Below are 21436 nucleotides of genomic sequence, written 5' to 3' on the forward strand. Positions count from 1 at the left end.
TGCTACAACCCGTGCGGGGACCCGTCCTGCAGGATGATGCCGTCGGTGATCGCCCGCTTCCGGAGCGCCACCTTCGTGCCCACGTCGAAGCCGGCGACGCGGTACTTCTCGCGGATGCGCTTGAGGTAGCTCTTCGCGGTCTCCTCGGAGATGCCGAGCTGGTACGCCACGCTCTTCACGGGCTCGCCGCCGCCGTAGAGCGCCATCACGCGACGCTCCTGCGCGCTGAGCTTCGGGACGCCGCCGACGTCCCCGGAGTTGATGGCCAGGTCGAGTTCGGCGGAGACGTACTGCTCGCCGCGCTGCGCCGAGCGGATCGCCTCGACGATCATGGCCGCGTCCTCGCTCTTGACGAGGTAGCCGAGGGCGCCGGCGCCGAGGGCCTCGCGGACGACGTTCGGCTCCGAGTACGTGCTCATCACGACGGTCTTCACGCCGGCGGTCTTCAGCGTCGAGATCTTCAGCGAGACCGGGATCGAGTCCTTGAGGTCGAGGTCGAGGAGCACGACGTCGACCGGGAACCCCGGGCTGGTGAGCAGCTCGGGCCACGTGGTGACCGCGGTGACCATCTGGATGTCGTCCGCGGCGTTGCGGATCCACTCGGTCAGGGCGCTGAGGAGCATCCGGTGGTCGTCGACGAGTGCGAGTCTGATCGGTTCCGCTGGAGTCGCCATGCTCGGCGTCCTTTCTCGTGGTGTCCGTCCGGGGCCTGCCGATCCTAGGAGGGTCGGTGGTCCGGTCTGGGGAGGCTGGCCTGGTTGTCCGCATGACGCACGTCGACGGTGCCGGGAGGCGCGGGGTGCGTCACATCTGCGGGTGCCGGTCGACGACGCAGTGCGCGGTGACGTGCAGCACGCCGTCCCGCATGCTGTCGGTGTACGGGCCGATGCGCTGGAGGGCGGCCCACGCTGCGGGCCCGAGGCGCCGACGGGGGACCCCGCGGGACTCGATGACGACGGGGACGTCCATCCGGTCGTCGCTGACCGGGTGGCCGTCGGTCCCGACCGGTCCGAGGGTGACCGACACGACGGGAACGCCGGGTTGCTGGCTCCGGCCGTCGCCGACCATGAGCCAGAGGGCCTGGAGCAGACCGTCGCGCTGCGCCGGGGACAGGTGTCCGGCCAGGGCACCGGGGTCGGCGACGGCGACGGCTCGACCCAGCCGGTCCGACTCCGTGATGGCGTGGTAGAGCCACGTCTCGCGACGCCCCTCGATGAGGTGCAGGCGGAGTTCGGTCGCGAGGGAGGCGGCGACGGAGGCGGACGCGTCCGACAGCGGCAACGGGTCGGATCCGTTCGCGACGGCGTCGAGGAGCTTCTCGGCTGCGAGGTCGAGCCGGGCGAGTTCGTCCGACGCGAGCATCCCGACGGCGAACTGCGGCGCACCGACGTTGCTCTGCACGAGGACCCGGTCGAGTTCGCGCTGCACGAGCTGGCGGAACCGGTGCACGACGAAGAGCGCGAGCGACGGCGGCACGACCGTCACGGACAGGAGCGTCACGAGGCCGGGGAGTGTCTCGGGGTTGATCGGCGTGGAGACGACCGCGTAGATGACGAAGGCCAGCCCGAGGCCGACGATCGCCGCGATGACCTCGCGCGCGGGCCGGAGGGTCGTGATCGGCAGGAGGGCGAACCCGGCCGCCATCGACGCGGTCGAGGTGTGCCCGAGGTCGTGCTGGGACCAGATGCCGATGAAGTCGAGCGCGACGACGCTGGCGAGCACGACGCAGATGAGGCCGAACGCGAGACCGGTCAACCGCTCGCCGTAGGTGAGGACGATGGCGATGACGCAGGTCGCGGCGGCCACGAAGAGGAGCCACGCGCTGGCGGTGAACCAGGGGTTGCCGTAGTCCTCCCAGTGCACGAGGAAGAAGACGATGCCGCCGAGTGCCTCGAGACCGGTCAGGACGGCCGCACCGAGCCCGAGGTGGCCGGCTCCGAGGGAGGCGCCGGGCTGGGCGGCCTGGCGGAGCGAACGTGCACCGGTCGACGTGGAGGGGAGGCCGCGCGCCTGCCGACGCTCGGTGCCCCGGTACCGTTCCCGGGCCTCCCGGCGGGTACGGGGTGCGTCCTGGTCACCGGTGAGCCCCCGGCTGATGGTGTCCTCGGGGATGCGGCTCACCGCGGTGCCTCCAACACGACCGTGGTGCCGGAGCCCGGCGCGGAGAAGAGCCGGGCGTCGCCGCCGACCTCACGGAGACGGTTCACGACGCTCTCCTTGAACCCGAGTCGTTCGGAGCTGACGGCGTCGAGTTCGAAGCCGACGCCGGAGTCGGTGACCATGGCGCGGACCATCGCCTCGTCGTGCACGATCGTGACGTGCGCCTCGGGGACCCCGGCGTGCCGACGGACGTTCTCGAGGCACTCGCCGAGCGCGAGCAGGAAGGCGTCGAGGACGTGGGTCGGCAGGAGGACCTGTCCGGTGCCGTGCCAGGCGACCTCGAGCCCCATCCGGCCGAACCGCTGCTTGACCGACTCGAGGGTCTGCCCGAGCGGGGACTCCTCGGTGCGGGTGAGCGAGTAGTCCCCGGACTGCTGCGGCTGCGGGGTCGCGCCGAGGCGGAGGTGGCGGAGGAGGCGGGCGTCCTCGGCGGCCTGCTCGCGCATCGCGTGCTCGGAGACGCCGACACCGCTGTGCGCGAGGAGGGTCAGGGTCGCGAGGACGGTGTCGTGCAGCAGGCGTGCTCCCTGCCGCCGCTGCGCCTCGGTCTCGCTGGCCTGCCGTTCGGCGCGGTGCGCTGTCCCGATCGTGTAGATGCGTCGCGCCACGCGGGGGATGCTCCGGCTGATCCACACCGCGACGACGGCGACGAGCACCCAGCCGAGCAGGACACCGCTGACGGGCAGGGAGAGGACCGTGCCGCTCGCCCACGACATCAGGGTGACCGAGACGACACCGGCGGCGGCCGCGATGCCGAGGCCGACGGGGTGTCCGCGCTGCGCCATGAGGAGGGAGGCCAGTCCGCCGCCGGCGAGCGGCACGAGCGCGCTCGCGATGACTCCGCGGTCGTCGGGGACGACGGCGGTGGCGAGGACCGCGACGGCGCCGAGACCGCTCAGCACCGTGAGGGCGGTCCACCAGGTCGACCCGTTCCACCCGAAGGCGACGAGTGCACCGATCATGACGGCGATGCACGTGAACCCGACCACGAGCGGCAGCGCGGGCACGGCGAGCGACGTGGCCACGGCGACGACGCTGACGAGCGCGCAGACGATGCCCACGACACGCGTCGTCGACCGGAGGAGGCGGTCGCGTTCCTGCGCGAGGAGTTCCATCGTTGGTCCTGGCTGTTCCTGGTTCGGGAAACTGGTTGGTCTTGGGAAACCGAGCACTGGTCGAGACCGTGCACTCTGCATCATTCCACGGGCGACACTCGTTGTGGGGTGTTCGGCGCGCGGGGGTCGACGGATCGGTCTGCGGGTGTCCCGTCTTCCGAGGACACGCGCTGCACCCCGATCAGACGAGCAGGCGCCGGAGATGCGCGCCGACGGCCTCGGACTCGATGAGGAAGCCGTCGTGGCCGAACTCGCTCGTGATCACCGCGGCCCGGTCACCGTCGAGCGTGTCGGGCACCCCGGCGGCGATGCGGTGCTGGTCCTCGACCGGGAACAGACGGTCGCTCGAGACGCCGACGACGAGGGTCCGTGCGGTCACACGGGCCAGGGCCGCGGCGACCCCACCGCGGCCGGCCCCGACGTCGTGCGAGTCCATCGCGTGTGTGAGCGCGACGTACGAGGCCGCGTCGAACCGCCGGGTGAACTTGTTGCCATGGAAGTCGAGGTAGCTCTCCACCGAGAACCGGCCGTCGTCGCCGAGCGGGGAGACGTCGCTCTGCCACGTCCGGGCGAACCGGCCGTTGAGCTCGTCCGAGGCGCGGTAGGTCATCATCGCCATCCGTCGCGCGAGCGCCAGCCCCCGGTGCGGCCCCTCGCCGGGTTCGGCGTCGTGGTGGTCGCCGCCGGCGAAGCCCGGGTCCATCTGGATCGCCGCCCGCTGCAGGGAGTTCGCGGCGATCTGGTCCGCGGTGGTCTGCGCGGTCGTCGCGAGCACGGCGAGGCGCGCCACCCGCTCCGGGGCGGTGACCGCGAGTTCCAGCGCGTGCATGCCGCCCATCGAGCCGCCGACGACGGCCGCGAACCGGTCGATGCCGAGTCGGTCCGCCAGCCGCAGCTGCGTCGCCACCTGGTCGCGGGCGGTGACGAACGGGAAGCGGGAGCCCCACTCGACGCCGTCCGGTGCCAGCGATGAGGGGCCGGTCGTGCCCTGGCACCCGCCGAGCATGTTCGGCGCGACGACGAAGAACCGGTCGGTGTTGATCGCCCGCCCCGGCCCGACGACGTCGCCCCACCAGCCGGCGGTGCGGTGGCCGGGGCCGGCGGGTCCGGTGACGTGCGAGTCGCCGGTCAGGGCGTGCAGCACCAGGACGGCGTTGTCCCGCGCGGGGGAGAGCGTCCCCCAGGTCTCGTACGCCACGCGGACGGCGGGGACGAGCCCGCCGCGGACGGTCTGCGAGCCGAGGTCCTCGAACCGGCGTGCCCCGGGCGGGTCGCCCGGTCGCCACGCACCCGTCACGGGCGGTTTGCCGAGCGTGCGGAGTTCGGCGCCGGGCACCAGGGTGGACGGCACGGAGTCCTCGGGGGTCGTCTGCCAGTCCATCGTGGGGTCCAGTCTGCCGGGAGGCCCGCCGCACCGTCGCCGTGTTACGTCGCGACGGGCCGCGGAACGCGACGTGGGCGGGTCCGCGCAGCGGTGGACCGCTGCGGGGAACCGCCCACGTTCCGTGCGGCGGGGCTAGGCGCGCAGGCCCGCCTGGGCGACGGCCCGTGCGGCGGCGAGCCCGGCCTCCAGGTCGGCCTTGAGGTCCTCGACGTTCTCGATCCCGACCGACAGGCGGACGAGCCCCGGCGTCACACCCGTCGTGAGCTGCTGTTCGGGCGTGAGCTGCGAGTGCGTCGTCGACGCCGGGTGGATGACGAGGGAGCGGACGTCGCCGATGTTCGCCAGGTGCGAGAACAGCTGCAGCTCGTCCACGAGCGCGCGGCCCGCGTCCACACCGCCCTTGAGCTCGAAGGACAGCACCGCACCGACACCCCGCGGCGCGTACTTCGTCGCAGCGGGGTACCAGGGGCTGGTCGGCAGGCCCGCGTACGCCACCGTCGCGACGTCCGGGTGCCGGTCGAGCCACTCGGCGATCTCCTGCGCGTTCGCGACGTGGCGCTCGATCCGGAGGCTGAGCGTCTCGATGCCCTGCAGGAGCGCGAAGGCGGTGTCGGGGGAGTTCGACGCACCGAGGTCACGGAGCAGCTGCACCCGCGCCTTGACGATGTACGCCACCGCGTCGCCGACGACCTGCGAGAACACCGCCCCGTGGTACGACGGGTCCGGGGTGCTGAACTCCGGGAACCGCTCGGCGTGCTCGGACCAGGCGAACGTGCCGCCGTCCACGATGAGCCCGCCGATGACCGTGCCGTGCCCGCCGAGGAACTTCGTCGCCGAGTGCACGACGATGTCCGCCCCGTGCTCGAACGGCCGGATGAGGTACGGCGTCGCGATCGTGTTGTCGACGATGAGCGGCACCCCGGACTCGTGCGCGACGCCCGCGACGGTCTCGATGTCGAGCACGTTGATCCGCGGGTTGCCGATCGTCTCGGCGAAGAACAGCTTCGTGTTCGGGCGGACCGCGCGACGCCACTCCTCGGGGTCGTCCTGGTCCTCGACGAACGTCGTCTCGATGCCGAGCTTGGCGAGCGTGTACTTGAACAGGTTGTACGTGCCGCCGTAGATCGACGACGACGAGACGATGTGGTCGCCCGCGCCGGCGATGTTGAGCACCGCGTAGGTCTCCGCCGCCTGGCCGCTCGACACGAGCAGGGCGCCGGTGCCGCCCTCGAGTGCCGCGACCCGCTGCTCGACGACGTCGTTCGTCGGGTTCATGATCCGCGAGTAGATGTTGCCGGGCTGCGCCAGCGCGAACAGGTCGCGGGCGTGGTCCGAGTTCTCGAACACGTACGAGGTCGTCTTGTAGATCGGCGTCGCCCGGGCACCCGTCGTCGGGTCCGGAGCGGCACCCGCGTGCACCTGCGTGGTCTCGAACCGCCAGGCGGCTGCGTCGTTCGTGGTCATCGGGAGCTCCTGTCCGTCACCGTGGTCGTCGGGTCGACACGGACGCGGGCCGGGAGGACCGCCGCGTCTGTCCGTCACGCCTCACGCTACGCAGATGGCGGGGCTGCTACCAGCGCGGGCGTCGTCGGGCGTAACGCGCTCGCGCGACGCAGGATGCGCATCCCGTCCGGGGCGAGGGCGGTCAGGCGGCGGATGGCCTACAGTTCTGCCGTCATGACCTCCCCACCGACGCCGCCGGACCGCGGACCGCAGCACGGACCCGGGCACGCCGCCGTGCGCCGGGACGACGTGGCCGGGCGGGACGTGGACGAAGCGACGGGGTTCTACGAGCGGGTGCACGACGCCCACGAGGTCCGGCTCACGCAGGACGAGTCGCGGCCGTTCGGGTTCCGGTTCCGTGTCGTGGGTGACGACCGACTCCGCCTCCGCAGCTCCGCCCTCAGCGCCGACCGCTGGGGCCGCATCGAACCCGTCGGTCGCATCCTCGTGGCGTGGGCGCACGACGGACAGCTCGCCTTCGACGCCGGGACGGACCAGGAGCTCGTCGCCCACGCGGGAGTGCCGGCGGTGTACCCGACCGGCCGCCCCTTCACGATCGAGGCGCCCGCCGGCATCACGCTGCACACCATCGACGTCGACGCGCGCGCCCTCGAGGACCTGCACGCCGCCCGCACCGGCACCGCCCCCCGACCGCTCACGATCGCCCGACGCCCGGACGCCGAGGGCCTCGCCGCCCTGCGCGCCGTGCTCTCCGCCTCGGCCCCCGTCCTCCTCGACCCCGCCGCCGACCGCCTGGAGCGTGCTCGACACGTAGACGCCCTGAGCCGTCGCATGCTCGACGCCTTCGTCCCTGCTCCGGCGGCACCGCACCACGCCGGACACCCGCGCAACGTCTCCCGAGCGCTCGAGTACATCGAGGAGCACCTCGGTGAGCCGGTCACCGCCGCCGACATCGCCGGTGCCGCCGGCCTCAGCCAGCGCGGACTCCAGCAGGCGTTCGCCCGCAACGACCTCCCGACGCCGCTCGAGGCCCTCCGCGAAGCCAGACTCCGACGGGTCCGCACGGCGCTCGCCGACGGGCGCGTCGGCGAGGACAGCGTCGCAGCGGTGGCACGGGCGCACGGCTTCGTCCACCTCGGCCGCTTCGCCGGCTACTACGCCGAGCGGTTCGGCGAACGTCCGAACGACACGCTCCGGTCCTGACCGCGCGTCACACCGGGTCGCGGCGGAACAACCAGTCGACCTTCGGCTCGAGCAGCCACCGCATCCCGCGCCGGACGAACGGCTGCGCGAGGAACAGGCTCACCGCGCACGCGAGCAGCACCATGAGCAGCACGTACGGCCACGCCGAGTGCTCCCCGGCCAGGATCCCGGACTCGCGGATGGGGTAGAGCACGAAGGTGTGCAGGAGGTAGACGTACATCGTCGCCGCACCGAACCGGGTCAGCCAGACCGTCCGGCGGGGCACGAGCAGCAGGAACGCCGCCGTGAGCAGCGCCGCGAACAGCATCAGCCCGAAGCGGACGCCACCGGCCCACCACGTGTCCTCGCCGAGCCCGGAGTACGAGTCGTCGTAGAAGAACCAGTGGTGCAGGTCGAACTGCTCGAACTGCGGGGTGAACAGCACGCACGCTGCCGCCCACGTGGCGAAGAGCAACGCCGCGACGACCCGCACCCGGACCACGACCCGGCGGGGCGCCTCGTACCAGCGGTCGAACACGCCCCACTGCTTGACCTGCCACCCGAGCAGGAAGAACGGGAGCAGGCTGATCGCGCGCGACAGCGAGAGCGTCGAGTCGACGTTGTCGAAGTACCCGACGCCGATGCTCAGCACCACCGCCCAGAACAGCGGCCACCGCAGCTGCGCGAGGTACGGCAGGATCAGCCGGAAGATCCCCAGCGCGAGCAGGAACCACAGCGTCCACGTCGGCTTCGTCGGGTTGAACTCCTTGCCGCCCTCGACGATCCCCTGCACCACGGTCCAGATCGTCTGCATGACGATGTACGGCACGACGATGTCCGTGAACGTCCGCCGCATGCGCTGCGCGGTCGGGGTGTCCGCCGACGAGAAGTACCCGCTGATCACGCCGAACGCCGGCATGTGGAAGGCGTAGATGAACGTGTACAGCGCCAGAGCGTGCTCGCTGCCCGTCGTCTGCCGCTGGATCGCGTGCCCGATCACCACGAGGGTCACCGCGACGAACCGCGAGGTGTCCCACAGGGGGATGCGGCGCTTCGACCGGCCCGCCTCGAGCGGAGCGGCCGGGACCGAAGGCGCGGGAGGAGCGGCGTCCGTCGTCATCTCCCGCACGTTACCGTCCGGCGGCCCCCGGCGTGTCGGTAGCGTTGACGACACCCCGCACCACCGACCACCACGAGGAGCACCATGAGCAACCGTCGAGCCGTCGTCACCGGAGCCAGTTCGGGGATCGGGGCCGCCACCGTCCGGCGCTTCCGCCAGCACGGGTGGGACGTCCTCGCGGTCGCGCGCCGGGCCGACCGGCTCGAGGCGCTCGCCGCGGAGACCGGTGCGGACACGCTCGTCGTCGACGTCACCTCGGACGCGGACGTGTCGGCGCTCGCCGCCCGCGTGGACGAGCTCGGCGGGGCGGACGTGCTCGTCAACAACGCCGGGGGAGCGTTCGGCTCGGCGTCCGTGGAGGAGTCCGACGTCGAGGACTGGCGCGCGATGTTCGAGGTGAACGTCCTCGGCACGAAGCGGGTCACCGCGGCGCTGCTGCCGGCGCTGCGCCGCCGTGCGGCAGCGACGGGCGGTGCGGACGTCGTCACCGTGACGAGCACGGCCGGGTTCGTCACCTACGAGAACGGCGGCGGCTACGTGGCCGCGAAGCACGCCGAGCACGCCCTCGTCGGTGTGCTCCGGCTCGAGCTCAACGGCGAGCCGATCCGCGTCGTGGAGATCGCCCCCGGCATGGTGAAGACCGAGGAGTTCTCCGTCGTGCGGTTCGGCGGCGACACCGCGGCGGCCGCGGCCGTCTACGACGGGGTCGAGGCGCCGCTCGTGGCGGACGACGTCGCCGAGGCGATCGTGCACGCCGTGGAGCTGCCGCCGCACGTCAACCTCGACCTCGTGACGGTCCGTCCGGTGGCGCAGTCGGCGCAGCACAAGCTCGCCCGCGGGCCGCTCACGCCCAAGGGGCAGGCCGCAGCGCCCGGGCGGTGACGACGGGTCGCGGGCGGCGCACCCCTGCCGGTACCGTGGGCGGATGCCGATCAGCAGCGAACCAGCGGAGCCGTCCGCCTCGTCGACCGTGACCGTGACGAGCGGACCGGAGGTGCTCGGCTGGCTCGAGTTCGGCGACGCCGCACGCCTGCTCGCCAAGGACGTCCTGTCCGCCGGGTTCGAGCCCGAGGTGGTCGTGGCCGTGGCCCGCGGCGGACTCATCATCGCCGGTGCCGTGGCCTACGCGCTCGGCACGAAGGAGTGCGGCTCGATCAACGTCGAGTTCTACACCGACGTCGAGCAGCGCCTCGAGGAGCCGGTCGTGCTCGCGCCGGCCCTCGACGCGCCGAGCCTCGCCGGCAAGCGGGTCCTGGTCGTCGACGACGTGTCGGACTCCGGCCGCACCCTCGCGCTCGTGGTCGACATCATCCGGAACGCCGGTGCCGACGTCCGCAGCGCCTGCCTCTACTCCAAGCCCGGCACGGTGCTCGAGCCCGACCACGTGTGGCGCCGGGTCGACGGCTGGATCACGTTCCCGTGGAGCGCCCTCGCGCCGGTGACGGCCGAGTCGTGAGCATCCACCTGGTCGGCGGCGGCCCCTTCGTCGCCGCGGACGTCGCCGCCGCCTTCACCGCCGAGGCCACCGCTCGCTCCGCCGCGGTCGGGCGCACCGTCCCCCGCATCGCGCTGCTGTCCGTCGCCGGTGCCGACGGCAGGTCGCCCGGCTCGACCGCCGACATCGCCGAGGTCCTCGGCGGTGCCCGCGCGGCCGAGGTCCTCGTCACCGAGGTCCCCGCCGGCGGGGTCTTCGACACGACGGTCCTCAGCGACGTCGACGCCCTGGTCGTCAGCGGCGGCCGGACCCCGGACTACCTGGACGCCGTCACGCCGCTCGTCGACCAGATCCGCCTGCTCGTGTCGGACGGTCTGCCGTACCTCGGGTACTCCGCCGGTGCGATGATCGCCGCGGACCGTGCCCTGGTCGGCGGACACCGGATCGGCGGCGTCGAGGTCTGCCCCGAGGACGCCTCCGAGGGCCTGGACGAGGTCGAGCTCCGCGAGGGACTCGGACTCGTCGACCTCACCATCGACGTGCACGCCGCGCAGGCCGGCACCCTCGCCCGCCTCGTCGCGAGCGCCGAGGCCGAGTTCGTCACGGCGGGTCTCGCCATCGACGAGGACACCGCGCTCGTCGTCGGCGAAGGTGCGCTCGAGGTCCGCGGCACCGGGAGCGTCTGGCGGGTGATGGCGGGCGAGGAGTCCGTCTCGGTCGCCACCATGGGCGCCTAGCGTGCAGCCGAAGCCCCTCGCGGAGCTCGTCGACCCCGGCTGGGCCGAGGCGCTCGCCCCGGTCGAGGACGAGGTCCACCGGATCGGTGCGTGGCTCCGGGCCGAACACGAGGCGGGCCGACCGTACCTGCCCGCCGGACCGGTCGTCCTCCGTGCCTTCGAGGACCCGTTCGACCGCGTGAAGGTGCTCGTCGTCGGGCAGGACCCGTACCCGACACCCGGGCACCCGATCGGCCTGTCCTTCGCCGTCGCCCCGCACGTGCGCCCGGTCCCGCGGAGCCTGCAGAACGTCTACCGGGAGCTCGCCGACGACCTCGGCGTGACGCCACCGCCACACGGCGACCTGCGGGCGTGGTCCCGGCGGGGCGTGCTGTTGCTCAACCGGGTGCTCACCGTCGGCGTGGGCGCGCCCGCCAGTCACCGCGGCAAGGGCTGGGAGGCGGTCACCGAGCAGGCCGTCCGGGCCCTCGTCGCCCGCGACCGTCCCCTCGTCGCCGTGCTCTGGGGTGCGCAGGCGGCGTCGGTCCGGCCGTTCCTCGGCGACACCCCGGTCGTCGCGTCGGCACACCCGAGTCCGTTGAGCGCGTCCCGCGGGTTCTTCGGCAGCCGACCGTTCTCCGCGGTCGACGACCTGCTCGCCGCCCAGGGCGCGGACCCCGTCGACTGGACCCTGCCGACCGAGCCGTGACGGGCCTCCCGTAGGCTCGGACCGTGCTCGAGGAGGAATACCAGCAGCGGCGGACCCTGCCGCGACACCTGCGTGCCCCGGCCCCGCCGGAACCGGTCTTCACGTACGCGATCCGACCGGCGACGACCGCGGACCTGCCCGAGGTGCGCGAGATCCACACGCACTACGTCCGGAACTCCTCGGTGACGTTCGACGCGGCGGCCTTCACCTTCGCCGCGTGGAAGCGCCGGTACGACGACCTCCAGCGGCGGAAGCTGCCGTTCCTGGTGGCGCAGGCGCCGTCCGGGCAGGTGCTCGGCTACGCGCTCGTCGAGCCCTGGAACCCGCGGGACCGGTCGAACCACGTGGTCGAGGACTCGATCTACCTCGGGGCGGCCTCGGGCGGGAAGGGCCTCGGCCGGGCACTCATGGAGGCACTGCTCGAGGCGTGCCGGGCGGCCGGCGTGCGCGAGGTCATCGCCGTGATCGCCGACCGGTCCGCGGACGCCTCGATCCGGTTGCACGAGCGGCTCGGCTTCGAGGAGATCGGCCGGATGGCACGGGTCGGCTTCAAGTACGACCGGTGGCTCGGCACGGTGACGATGCGCCTGCGGCTCCGGGGTCTGCGCAGGCGGCCCTCCGGCGGGCGCTGAGCGAGCACCGCTCAGCGAGCACCGGTCAGCGAGCCTCGGCGACGAACTCGTCGCGCGTGGTGCGCACCAGCGCGGCGGCCGCGTCGGACGCGAGTCGGGCCTCCCGGTCGACGACCGCCCGGCCGACGGCCTCGTGTCGGGCGGCGGCCTCGGCGGTCCATCGGGTGATGGTGTCGCGGGACTCGCTCGTCCGGGTGCGGAGGAGCGCCTCGACCGTGTGCGCGAAGTGCGCGAAGACCGTGTTGCCGGATCCGGTGAGCAGGGCACGGTGGAAGCGCACGTCCGCCTCGAGGTAGGCACGTCCGTCCCCGCGGCCGACGGCCTCGACCATCTCGCGAGCCGCGACGAGCACGGCGTCGGCGGCCGGACCGCCCCGGTCCGCGGTGAGGGCGGCGGCGACCGGCTCGATCCCGAGCCGGAGTTCGAGCAGTTCGCGTTGCTGGGTGAAGTACGCGTCCGAGGCCCCGCGCCAGCGGATCACCGAGGGGGCGAGGAGCTCCCAGTCCGACGACGGCAGCACCTGGGTGCCCACCCGTTGGCGTGGCCGGACCATGCTGAGCGACTGGAGCACGCGGAGTGCCTCGCGGACGACCGATCGTGAGACGCCGAACTCGGCGGCGACGTCCTCCGGTCGGAGCACCGTCCCCGGGGCGACCGCGCCGTCGACGATGCGCTGCCCGAGCGTGTCGAGCACGTGGGCGTGCAGGCCGCGGGGTGTCGGCATCGTTCCTCCTGGTCGGACCGTCGGGTACGGGTGTGTGACGCGGACCCCATTGCAGCGGCAAACTGCGCGCAGGACGAGCTGGCGCGCGGGCGTCGACGATGTAGTCTGATTAATCAGATTATTGGTTCGACGGTCGGGATGGACAACGACCGGCACGGATCAGCCACCAGCAGCAGGACGGCGCAGCGCAGGAGCTGCACCAGGAAGGGGCGCAGATGCCTCACCTCCAGACCTCGGCGGCGGGCACCCTGCTCGCGGCGGGCCCCGAGCCGGTCGAACCGTCGGGCACGATCCCACAGCTCGTCATCGCTGCCCTCGTCGGCATCGTGGTGATCATCGCGCTCATCACCTGGCTCAAGGTGCACCCGTTCGTCGCCCTGACGATCGGCGCGCTCGGCGTCGGTCTCGGCGCGGGTCTCGCCCCGGAACAGACGGTCACGAGCTTCGGCAACGGCTTCGGCGCGACCATGACGAGCGTCGGCATCCTCGTCGGGCTCGGGTCGATGTTCGGCAAGCTGCTCGTCGACTCCGGCGCCGCCGACCGGGTCGTCGACACGCTGGTCCGCCGGTCCTCGGCCGCCGCCCTGCCCTGGACGATGGCGCTCATCGGCGCGCTCATCGGCCTGCCGATGTTCTTCGAGGTCGGCCTCGTGCTCCTCATCCCGATCATCGTGCTCGTCGCGAAGCGCAGCGGCGTCCCGATCATGAAGATCGCGATCCCGGCCCTCGCCGGTCTGTCGACCATGCACGCGTTCGTCCCACCACACCCCGGTCCGCTCGTGGCCGTCTCGACGGTCGGCGCGGACCTCGGGACGACGCTCGCCTTCGGCATCGTGCTCGCGGTCCCCGTCATCGTCGTCGCCGGTCCGGTGTTCGCCCGCTTCGCGGCACGCTGGGTCGACGTCCCCGCTCCGGACATGTTCGGCTCACGGGACGCGGACCCCGCGCACTCCGGCCGGGAGGCACGCCGCGGCTCCGCCACGCAGGACACGGCGTCCCTGCCGAACGGGAAGAGCGACTTCACCCGGGTCATCAGCGAACCGCGCAGCCCGTCCTTCGCGGTCGCCCTCGTCGGCATCCTGCTGCCCGTCGTGCTCATGCTCGCGCAGGCGATCCGCGAGGCCACGGTGCCGGACGCCGGCGGCGCGTGGGTCGGCGTGCTCGACTTCCTCGGCACGCCGATGATCGCGATCGGCATCGCCACCGTCTACGCGATGGTGTTCTTCGCGGTCGGTGGTGGCATGGACCGGTCGGCCGTCGCGAAGTCCCTCGAGAGCGCCCTGCCGCCCGTGGCCGGCGTCCTGCTCATCGTCGGCGCGGGCGGCGGCTTCAAGCAGGTGCTCATCGACACGGGCATCGGCGGCGTGATCGCCGACGCCGTCCAGGAGTCCGGCGTGTCGGTGCTGCTCGTCGCCTGGGTGGTGTCCGCGCTCGTCCGGGTCGCCACCGGGTCCGCGACCGTCGCGACCGTCACCGCCGCGGGCATCATGGCCCCGATCGCGCAGGACCTCTCGTCCCCGATGACCTCGCTGCTCGTGCTCGCCATCGGTGCCGGGTCGGTCTTCCTGTCGCACGTGAACGACGCCGGGTTCTGGCTCGTCAAGGGCTACCTCAACACGACCGTCGGGCAGACCTTCAAGACGTGGTCGGTGCTCGAGTGCCTCATCTCGGTCACCGGGCTGGTCGGTGTGCTCGTCGCGGGGGTCTTCATCCGATGAGCGGACACGCGACCGACCAGCAGCCGGTACCGCTCGACGCACGGGTGCTCGTGGTCATGGGCGTGTCCGGTTCGGGCAAATCGACGGTCGCCGCGATGCTCGCCGAGGAGCTCGGATGGGCCTTCGCCGAGGGCGACGACATGCACCCCGCGACCAACGTCGCGAAGATGCAGGCCGGGACACCCCTGAGCGACGAGGACCGGTGGCCGTGGCTCGACGTCGTGGCCGGGTGGATCCGCGGACACCTCGCCGCCGGTACGAACGGGGTGGTGACCTGCTCCGCACTCAAGCGGTCCTACCGGGACGTGCTCCGGGCCTCCGGGGTGGTCTTCGTGCACGTCGCGGGGGACCGGGCGCTCCTCGGACAGCGCATGTCGTCACGGTCCGGGCACTTCATGCCGACGTCGTTGCTCGACTCACAGCTGGCGACGCTCGAGCCGCCGCAGGCGGACGAGGTCCACGTCACCGTCGCGGCCGACCGTACCCCTGCCGAGGAGTGCGCCGAGGTGCTGCGGGCGCTGGGGCTCCGGGCCGCGTGAGCAGCGGGCGCTCCGGCACGCGCTGACCGGTCCGCCCGTCACTCCGAGCCGCCGCGCGTGCCGGGCAGGCTGAGGATGTTGTCGCTGCCCTGCGGGACGACGATGAGCGAGCCGTTGTCACCGGCGCTCTTCAGGGCCTCGATCTCCCGCTGCTTCAGCGCGGCGTCCGACAGCGGCTGGCCGTTGAGCACCTTGTTCGCGTCGGCCTGCCCCTGCGCCTCGGCGACCTGCTGCTGCGCCTGGACCTTCTTGGCGTCGAGCAGCGCGCGCTCCTTCGTCACCTGGATCTGTGCCTGCTGCGCGGCCGCGTACGAGTCCGTGACCGACTTCGGGGGCGTGATCTCCTGGAGTGCGAAGTTGTCGACGTGCACGCCCGAGCCCTGCCACCGTCGTTCGAGCGCCTGGATCATGGACTTCTCGACCGCCCCGCGCTTGGTGATGAGGGCGATCGTGGTGAAGTCGTTCGGGACCTGGCGCACGACGCTCCGCACCGAGTTGCCGATGAACTGCGTCTTGAAGTTCTCCTCGGTCTTGTACGACCGGTAGATGTCCGTGACGGCCTTCGCGTCGATGCTGTACTGCAGGTTCAGGCTGATGTTCGACGAGACGCCGTCCCGGTCCTGGACGGTGACGTACGGGCCGGAGCGGACGTTGCCGTTGTTGTCCGAGTCCGAGCCGTTGACCGCGTTGATGTACGTCACCGTCTGGTTGCGGATGTTGAACGTGTGCAGCGTCGCCCACGGCGCCGTGAAGTGGAAGCCGGAGTCGGTCGTCTGCCCGACGATGTTGCCGGAGATGTCCACCTGGACCTTCGACTCGCCGGTGTCCTGCGCGTAGAGGGTGCTCGCGAGCGTGCAGACGGCGAACAGGAAGCCTGCCCCGACGGCGAACCAGGCGGCGACGCCGTTCGGGCGACGGGTGGGTGCCGCTTCCTGGGCCTCTCGACCCGGCGTCGCCGGTCGGGCCGGGGTGGTGTAGGTCCGTGTGCGGAACCACAGCGCAGCGAGCGCGACGACGAGGAAGAGGATGGCGAGCACGAACATGAAGAACACTCCTGGAGTTGGTCTCTGCAGTCTGCCGTACCCCGGCGGTCACGGTTCCCGCGGCGGCCCTTGGGAGGACGGCCGGGCGGCTCCCGGCAGCATGGGCGCATGGCGATCGACGACTCCGTGTCCCTGCTCACCCGCGGTTACGGCTTCGGCGCCCACATCTGGCGCCGTGCGTCCGACGGCGCCCGGGCGGTGCCGATGCGGTTCCTGTTCAAGGACGCCCTGCTCGTCCGCGGGAGCGAGGCCGTCGACCTCTTCTACGACGGTGACCGGATCGCCCGCCACGGCGCGATGCCCGCGATCGTCCAGCAGACCCTGTTCGGTGACGGGTCGGTGCACAGCCTCGACGGGGACGAGCACCGGCACCGCAAGGCCACGTTCCTCGACGTCGCGTACGAGGACGAGCAGGTCGCGCGGCTGACCCCGCTCTTCGCGGAGGAGTGGCAGCGCGAACTCGACGACTGGCTCGCCGGTGGGCGCCGGTCCGCCTACGACGCCGCGGTGGGCGCCTTCGGCCGTGCGTCGATGCGGTGGGCGGGACTGCCCGGGACCGCCGATGCGAAGACCCGCTGGGCCGCCCGCCTCGCGCAGATCGTCGACGGGTTCGGTGCACCGTACTCGCCGGAGTACCTGCTCGCCGCGGCCAACCGCTGGTGGTCCGACCGGCACGCCGAGCGACTCATCCGCGCGGTCCGGGCCGGCGAGCTCGAGCCCGCGGAGGGCACTGCGCTGTACGAGTGGGCGTGGCACCGCGACCGCTCCGCGCTGCTCCTGCCAGCTGCGACCGCCGGCATCGAGCTGCAGAACAGCATCCGCCCGATGATCGCCGTCGCCCGGTTCGTCGCGTTCGCCGCCGCGGAGCTACACGACCGCCCGGAGTGGCGCGAGCGCCTCGCCGAGGAGGCCCGCACGCGCGGATCCCTCGTGGACGGCCCGCTGGCGACCGCGTTCGCGCAGGAGATCCGGCGGACGGCGCCCTTCGTCCCGATGCTGCCCGGCTGGGCGACCGAGGACGTCGAGCTCGACGGCGAACGCCTGGCGGCGGGCGGTCGAGTGGTGCTCGACATCCTCGGGACCGACACGGACGAGGCGTCCTGGTCGGAGCCGGAGCGCTTCGAACCGACGCGGTTCCTCGGCGTCGACGACTACGAGGCGATCCGGACCTTCATCCCGCACGGCGGAGCAGACCCGGCGACCGGCCACCGGTGCCCCGGGGAGAAGCTCGCGATCGCGGGGCTCGCAGCTGCCGTGGCGACCCTCAGCGACCCGCGACTGACCGTGCTCGACGAGGGCCTCGGGGTCGACCGGCGCCGTCTGCCCACCAAGCCGGCGTCCGGAGGGAAGGTGCGGGCCTCCCGGTCCCACGGCGGCGCGACCCGGTCGGGCGGCTGCCCGTTCCACCGTGTCGGCGGACACTGACCGCGGTGTGGCGCTGCCCGGTCAGTCGCCGGTGAGCGCCGCCGCGTACGCGCGGACCGACCGGTTGTAGCGCGGCAGCGTCGGTTCGATGGTCTCGATGGCGAGCCGCAGCGCCTCGTCGCACCGTCCTGCGCTGTGCAGGGCCAGTGCGAGGAACACCGCCGGCGCATCGCCGACGGCCGGGTGTGCCGGTGCGGCCCGGAGCATGGCGATCGCCTCGTCCGTCCGACCGAGGTTCCGCAGCGTCGAGGCGTGCTGGATCACCATCTGTGCAGCACGGGTCGGGTCGACGGTGTCGAGGCCCGCTGCCGTGGCGCGGGAGTACTCGACGTCCGCCTCGGCCTCCTGCCCACCGGAGTCGTGGGCGCCACCGAGCTCGAACGCGCCGAGCGCCGGGTGCGGTGCCGTCGCCGCGAGGGCACGCATGCGCCGGATCCGGCCCTCGTCGTCGACCTGCGTGTCCGCCCACAGGGCGTCGACGCGCTCTTCCCACTCCGCGAGGTCCATGAGCCCACAGTAGGGCGGGTCTCAGCCCTCGGTGACCCGCCCCGCCTCGACCCGCCACTGCCGGTCGAGCTGCACCGTGTCGAGCATCCGCCGGTCGTGCGTGACGAGCAGCAGCGTGCCCTCGTAGGACTCGAGCGCCTGTTCGAGCTGTTCGATGGCGACGAGGTCCAGGTGGTTCGTGGGTTCGTCGAGCACGAGGACGTTCACCCCGCGGGCCTGCAGCAGCGCGAGCCCGGCGCGGGTGCGCTCGCCGGGGGAGAGCTCACCGGCGGCGCGGCCGACGTGGTCCGCCTTCAGCCCGAACTTCGCGAGCAGGGTCCGGACGTCCGCGGTGTTCATCTCCGGCACGAGGCCCTCGAACACGGCCGCGAGCGACTCGGTCCCCGTGAACAGCGACCGGGCCTGGTCGACCTCGCCGATCGCGACGCTCGACCCGGTGGACGCGGTGCCCGTCGTCGGCTCCTGGCGCCCGAGCAACGCGCGGAGCAGGGTCGACTTGCCGGCGCCGTTCGGGCCCGTGATGCCGATCCGGTCGCCGCCGTTCACCTGCAGCGACACCGGCCCGAGCGTGAAGTCGCCCTGCACGTACGTGGCGTCCGACAGGGTCGCCACGACGGCCGAGGACCGCGGGGCCTGGCCGATGGTGAACGCGAGCTGCCACTCCTTGCGCGGCTCCTCCACCTCGTCCAGCCGGGCGATGCGCGACTCCATCTGCCGGACCTTCTGCGCCTGCTTCTCGCTCGACTCGCTCGCGGCCTTGCGGCGGATCTTGTCGTTGTCGGGCGCCTTCTTCATCGCGTTGCGCACGCCCTGGCTGGACCACTCGCGCTGCGTCCGCGCACGGGACACCAGGTCGGCCTTCGTCGCGGCGTACTCGTCGTACGCGTCGCGCTTGTGCTGGCGGGCGATCTCGCGCTCCTCGAGGTACGCGTCGTACCCGCCGCCGAACAGCCGGTTCGACGACTGCGCGAGGTCGAGTTCCAGGACGGCCGTCACCGAGCGGGCGAGGAACTCCCGGTCGTGGCTGACGAGCACGACACCGCCGCGGAGGCCGCGGACGAACTCCTCGAGTCGGTCGAGGCCGTCCAGGTCGAGGTCGTTCGTCGGCTCGTCGAGCAGCACGATGTCGAAGCGTGAGAGCAGCAGTGCCGCGAGGCCGACCCGTGCCGCCTGCCCACCGGACAGCGACGTCATGAGCGAGTCCGCCGTGACCGAGCCGTCACGCGCGTCGAGCGTCAGACCGAGGTCGGCGAGCACCACCGGCATCCGCTCGTCGAGGTCGGCGGCGCCCGAGGCCAACCAGCGCTCGAGCGCGACCGAGTACCGGTCCGCCGCGGCATCGCCGGCGTCCGGCTCGCCGAGCGCCAGGGCCGTCGCGTCCATCTCCGCCGCCGCCTCCGCACAGCCGGTCCGTCGTGCGACGTAGGCCGCGACCGTCTCGCCGGGCACGCGCTCGTGCTCCTGCGGCAGCCACCCCACGAACGCGTCGGTCGGTGACAGCGAGACGGTCCCGGCCAGCGGCTCGTCGACCCCGGCGAGCAGGCGCAGCAGCGTCGACTTCCCGGCCCCGTTCACCCCGACGACGCCGATCACGTCACCGGGTGCGACCGTGAGGTCGAGGGAGTCGAACAGCGTGCGGGCGGCGTAGCCGCCGGCGAGCCCCTTGGCGACGAGCGTGGCGGTCATCCGTCCATCGTCCCACCTCGTCGGGCCGGCCACCGACCGGACGGGAGGCGCGGCCTGAGCCCGTCCCGTGCCTCCCGTCCGGTCCCCACGCTGCCAGACTGACCGCATGCGACGCGTGCTGGTGCTGGGTGGGACCGGATGGCTCGGGCGGGCGATCGCCGAGGCCGCTCTGCGGGACGGCGCGGAGGTGACCTGCCTCGCCCGTGGTGCGTCCGGGGCGCCGCCGACCGGTGCACGCTTCGTCCGGTCCGACCGCTCGGACACCGGCGCGTACGAGCACGTGCTCGGGGACTGGGACGCAGTCGTCGAGCTCGCGACCGACCCGGCGCACGTCGAGGGCGCGCTCGAGGCGCTCTCGTCGGCGGCTGCACACTGGTCGTTCGTGTCGACGGTCTCCGTGTACGCGCGGACCGACCGGGCCGGTGATGACGAGGACGCCCCGGTCGTCGAGCCAGCGGACGTGACGCAGTACCCCGATGCGAAGGCCACCGGCGAGCGCGCCAGCCGTCGTGTACGGGGCACGGATGCGCTCGTGGTCCGACCCGGCCTCGTCGTCGGACCGGGTGACCCCAGCGATCGGTTCGGGTACTGGGCCGCTCGGCTCCTCCGCGGCGGCGAAGTGCTGACGCCGGTCCTCGACGACCGGGCGGTGCAGGTCGTCGACGTCGCGGACCTCGCGGCGTGGATCGTCCGGGCAGGACGGACGGGCACGGTCGGCACGGTGGACGCCGTGGGGTCGAGCACGTCGATGCGGACCTTCGTCGACGCGGTGGCGGACGTGACCGGGTTCGACGGGAGGCTCGTGGCAGGCGACGACGACTCCCTCCTGGCGCAGGGGGTCGGCTACTGGGCCGGTCCCATGTCCCTACCGCTCTGGATCCCGGTCAGCGAGGTCGGCTTCGCGCGGCGGGCCGGTCGGGCGTTCCTCGCTGCAGGCGGGACACCTCGGCCGCTCGTCGACACGGTGCGACGCGTCGTCGACGACGAGCGTGCCCGCGGGGTCGGACGGGTCCGGCGGTCGGGGCTGACGGCGGACGAGGAACTGCGGGTGCTCGAGGCGCTTCGGGCGGACTAGCCCGCTGCGGTGCCGCCAGGCCGGTCGGGTGCGATGCTGCCGGGTCGGTCTGCAGCGATGCGGTCGAGCTGTACCGCCGAGTCGAAGGCGACGGTGAGCAGGGACAGCTCGTCGCGCGGGAGCACCGCGGTCAGGAGGCGGCCGTCGTCGAGCTCCGCGGCCAGGCCGAGCACGAACGGGTCCGTGTCGAGGAGCAGTCCCGGGCGTTCGGCGCCGTCGACCAGGACGGGGTGCCCGGACTGGACGCTCCGCTCGTCGACCAGGGTGGGCCAGGTGTGCTCGGCGGTCAGGTCGGGGAGGGCGTGTTCGTCGCGGTACTGGTTGACGAGGACGTTCTGCACGTGCTGGACGAGGGTCTCCGCCGCCGTGGGACGGGTCCGACCGGGTGCGGACCAGTGCGTCTGGACCGCCTCCCAGAGCATCGGGTAGCGCAGGCGCTCGACGGTCGCGACGAGCCAGTCCGGGCGCGGCCACGGCGGGACCTCCTCGAGCGACCGCCGCCGCTCGTCGTCCAACACCGCCAGGTTCACCGGGTCGTCGCGGTCGTCGGGGTTCCGCCAGAGCGTGTACTGCCGGGACACGGTCGCACCGACGAGCACACCGTCGGACTCGCTGGTCTGCACGCCGAGGGAGCCGGAGTCCTCGAGGTGCCGCTGCGCGACGAGACCGGCGACGTCGAACCCGAGCGCACGGACCGTGGCCCGCTGCTCGAGCTCCGGGTCGGGCGCGTCCGCGCCGAGCACTCCGCCGAAGTCCATACGGCGAGCCTGGCCCCGGACCACGGCACGGTCAAGGACCGGGT

21 protein-coding genes are annotated in these 21436 nt (G+C 72.7%); 10 read left to right on the plus strand and 11 right to left on the minus strand.

The genetic code is table 11. From position 1 onward, the window contains the following. Positions 1-2: 2 nt before the first annotated feature. The 5 genes from DEI95_RS09160 to DEI95_RS09180 all read right to left on the minus strand — a co-directional run bounded on the left by DEI95_RS09160 (position 3) and on the right by DEI95_RS09180 (position 6123). Positions 3-674: a response regulator transcription factor gene (locus DEI95_RS09160; RefSeq protein WP_111060047.1), complete on the minus strand. Its 672-nt coding sequence runs from the start codon at positions 672-674 to the stop codon at positions 3-5. A 130-nt stretch (positions 675-804) separates the two neighbouring features. Continuing rightward, complete coding sequence (locus DEI95_RS09165) at positions 805-2121, minus strand: hypothetical protein (RefSeq protein WP_111060048.1); 1317 nt, start codon at positions 2119-2121, stop codon at positions 805-807. After that, positions 2118-3275: a sensor histidine kinase gene (locus tag DEI95_RS09170; protein WP_111060049.1), complete on the minus strand. Its 1158-nt coding sequence runs from the start codon at positions 3273-3275 to the stop codon at positions 2118-2120. The genes DEI95_RS09165 and DEI95_RS09170 overlap by 4 nt, the downstream gene beginning before the upstream one ends. Positions 3276-3456: 181 nt before the next feature. Further along, positions 3457-4656: a homoserine O-acetyltransferase gene (locus tag DEI95_RS09175; RefSeq protein ID WP_111060050.1), complete on the minus strand. Its 1200-nt coding sequence runs from the start codon at positions 4654-4656 to the stop codon at positions 3457-3459. A gap of 135 nt (positions 4657-4791) precedes the next feature. Continuing rightward, positions 4792-6123, minus strand: coding sequence for a bifunctional o-acetylhomoserine/o-acetylserine sulfhydrylase (locus DEI95_RS09180; RefSeq protein WP_110900136.1), 1332 nt, complete (start codon positions 6121-6123; stop codon positions 4792-4794). A 213-nt stretch (positions 6124-6336) separates the two neighbouring features. Between DEI95_RS09180 and DEI95_RS09185 the strand changes: the two genes are divergently transcribed. After that, positions 6337-7326, plus strand: a complete 990-nt coding sequence (locus DEI95_RS09185; RefSeq protein WP_110891340.1) for a helix-turn-helix domain-containing protein — start codon at positions 6337-6339, stop codon at positions 7324-7326. 7 nt (positions 7327-7333) lie between these two features. Here the strand turns inward: DEI95_RS09185 and DEI95_RS09190 are convergent, their stop codons facing one another. Beyond that, complete coding sequence (locus DEI95_RS09190) at positions 7334-8425, minus strand: acyltransferase family protein (protein ID WP_111060051.1); 1092 nt, start codon at positions 8423-8425, stop codon at positions 7334-7336. Between the two features lie 84 nt (positions 8426-8509). On the opposite strand from DEI95_RS09190, the gene DEI95_RS09195 reads away from it, so the two are divergent. The 5 genes from DEI95_RS09195 to DEI95_RS09215 are packed head-to-tail and all read left to right on the plus strand — an operon-like array spanning position 8510 to position 11917. Then, positions 8510-9307 carry an SDR family oxidoreductase gene (locus tag DEI95_RS09195; protein WP_110825151.1) on the plus strand — a complete coding sequence of 266 codons (798 nt, stop codon included), beginning with the start codon at positions 8510-8512 and terminating at the stop codon, positions 9305-9307. A 43-nt stretch (positions 9308-9350) separates the two neighbouring features. Further along, positions 9351-9881 carry a phosphoribosyltransferase gene (locus tag DEI95_RS09200; protein ID WP_181419527.1) on the plus strand — a complete coding sequence of 177 codons (531 nt, stop codon included), beginning with the start codon at positions 9351-9353 and terminating at the stop codon, positions 9879-9881. Continuing rightward, entirely contained in the window at positions 9878-10597 is a 720-nt protein-coding gene (locus DEI95_RS09205) for a Type 1 glutamine amidotransferase-like domain-containing protein (protein ID WP_110825232.1), read from the plus strand. The genes DEI95_RS09200 and DEI95_RS09205 overlap by 4 nt, the downstream gene beginning before the upstream one ends. A gap of 1 nt (position 10598) precedes the next feature. Then, positions 10599-11285: a uracil-DNA glycosylase gene (locus DEI95_RS09210; RefSeq protein WP_111060052.1), complete on the plus strand. Its 687-nt coding sequence runs from the start codon at positions 10599-10601 to the stop codon at positions 11283-11285. Between the two features lie 23 nt (positions 11286-11308). Next, entirely contained in the window at positions 11309-11917 is a 609-nt protein-coding gene (locus DEI95_RS09215; RefSeq protein WP_111060053.1) for a GNAT family N-acetyltransferase, read from the plus strand. 25 nt (positions 11918-11942) lie between these two features. Here the strand turns inward: DEI95_RS09215 and DEI95_RS09220 are convergent, their stop codons facing one another. Then, the gene (locus tag DEI95_RS09220) at positions 11943-12641 is read right to left on the minus strand and encodes a FadR/GntR family transcriptional regulator (protein ID WP_111060054.1); all 699 of its coding nucleotides are present in this window, start codon (positions 12639-12641) and stop codon (positions 11943-11945) included. 215 nt (positions 12642-12856) lie between these two features. On the opposite strand from DEI95_RS09220, the gene DEI95_RS09225 reads away from it, so the two are divergent. Both DEI95_RS09225 and DEI95_RS09230 read left to right on the plus strand, forming a co-directional pair. Further along, complete coding sequence (locus DEI95_RS09225) at positions 12857-14359, plus strand: GntP family permease (RefSeq protein ID WP_110891346.1); 1503 nt, start codon at positions 12857-12859, stop codon at positions 14357-14359. Then, complete coding sequence (locus DEI95_RS09230; protein WP_111060055.1) at positions 14356-14898, plus strand: gluconokinase; 543 nt, start codon at positions 14356-14358, stop codon at positions 14896-14898. Before DEI95_RS09225 ends, DEI95_RS09230 begins: the two co-directional genes overlap by 4 nt. A 38-nt stretch (positions 14899-14936) precedes the next feature. Here the strand turns inward: DEI95_RS09230 and DEI95_RS09235 are convergent, their stop codons facing one another. Then, on the minus strand, positions 14937-15941 hold the full coding sequence (locus DEI95_RS09235; protein WP_146243641.1) for an SPFH domain-containing protein: 1005 nt from the start codon (positions 15939-15941) through the stop codon (positions 14937-14939). Between the two features lie 108 nt (positions 15942-16049). Between DEI95_RS09235 and DEI95_RS09240 the strand changes: the two genes are divergently transcribed. Continuing rightward, entirely contained in the window at positions 16050-17366 is a 1317-nt protein-coding gene (locus DEI95_RS09240; RefSeq protein WP_111060057.1) for a cytochrome P450, read from the plus strand. Positions 17367-17387: 21 nt separating this feature from the next. Here DEI95_RS09240 and DEI95_RS09245 read toward each other — a convergent pair whose 3' ends face one another. Both DEI95_RS09245 and DEI95_RS09250 read right to left on the minus strand, forming a co-directional pair. Further along, positions 17388-17873 carry a tetratricopeptide repeat protein gene (locus tag DEI95_RS09245; RefSeq protein ID WP_111060058.1) on the minus strand — a complete coding sequence of 162 codons (486 nt, stop codon included), beginning with the start codon at positions 17871-17873 and terminating at the stop codon, positions 17388-17390. Positions 17874-17894: 21 nt separating this feature from the next. Next, a complete protein-coding gene (locus DEI95_RS09250) occupies positions 17895-19559 on the minus strand; it encodes an ABC-F family ATP-binding cassette domain-containing protein (RefSeq protein ID WP_110891351.1) in 1665 nt (554 codons plus the stop codon). Between the two features lie 106 nt (positions 19560-19665). Between DEI95_RS09250 and DEI95_RS09255 the strand changes: the two genes are divergently transcribed. Beyond that, a complete protein-coding gene (locus DEI95_RS09255) occupies positions 19666-20634 on the plus strand; it encodes an NAD-dependent epimerase/dehydratase family protein (RefSeq protein WP_111060059.1) in 969 nt (322 codons plus the stop codon). Here the strand turns inward: DEI95_RS09255 and DEI95_RS09260 are convergent. Beyond that, a complete protein-coding gene (locus tag DEI95_RS09260; RefSeq protein WP_111060060.1) occupies positions 20631-21392 on the minus strand; it encodes a hypothetical protein in 762 nt (253 codons plus the stop codon). The two genes, DEI95_RS09255 and DEI95_RS09260, sit on opposite strands and share 4 nt — an antisense overlap. Positions 21393-21436 lie beyond the last annotated feature (44 nt).

It is taken from the genome of Curtobacterium sp. MCBD17_008 (assembly GCF_003234475.1).
In the GTDB taxonomy this organism is placed as follows: Bacteria; Actinomycetota; Actinomycetes; order Actinomycetales; family Microbacteriaceae; genus Curtobacterium.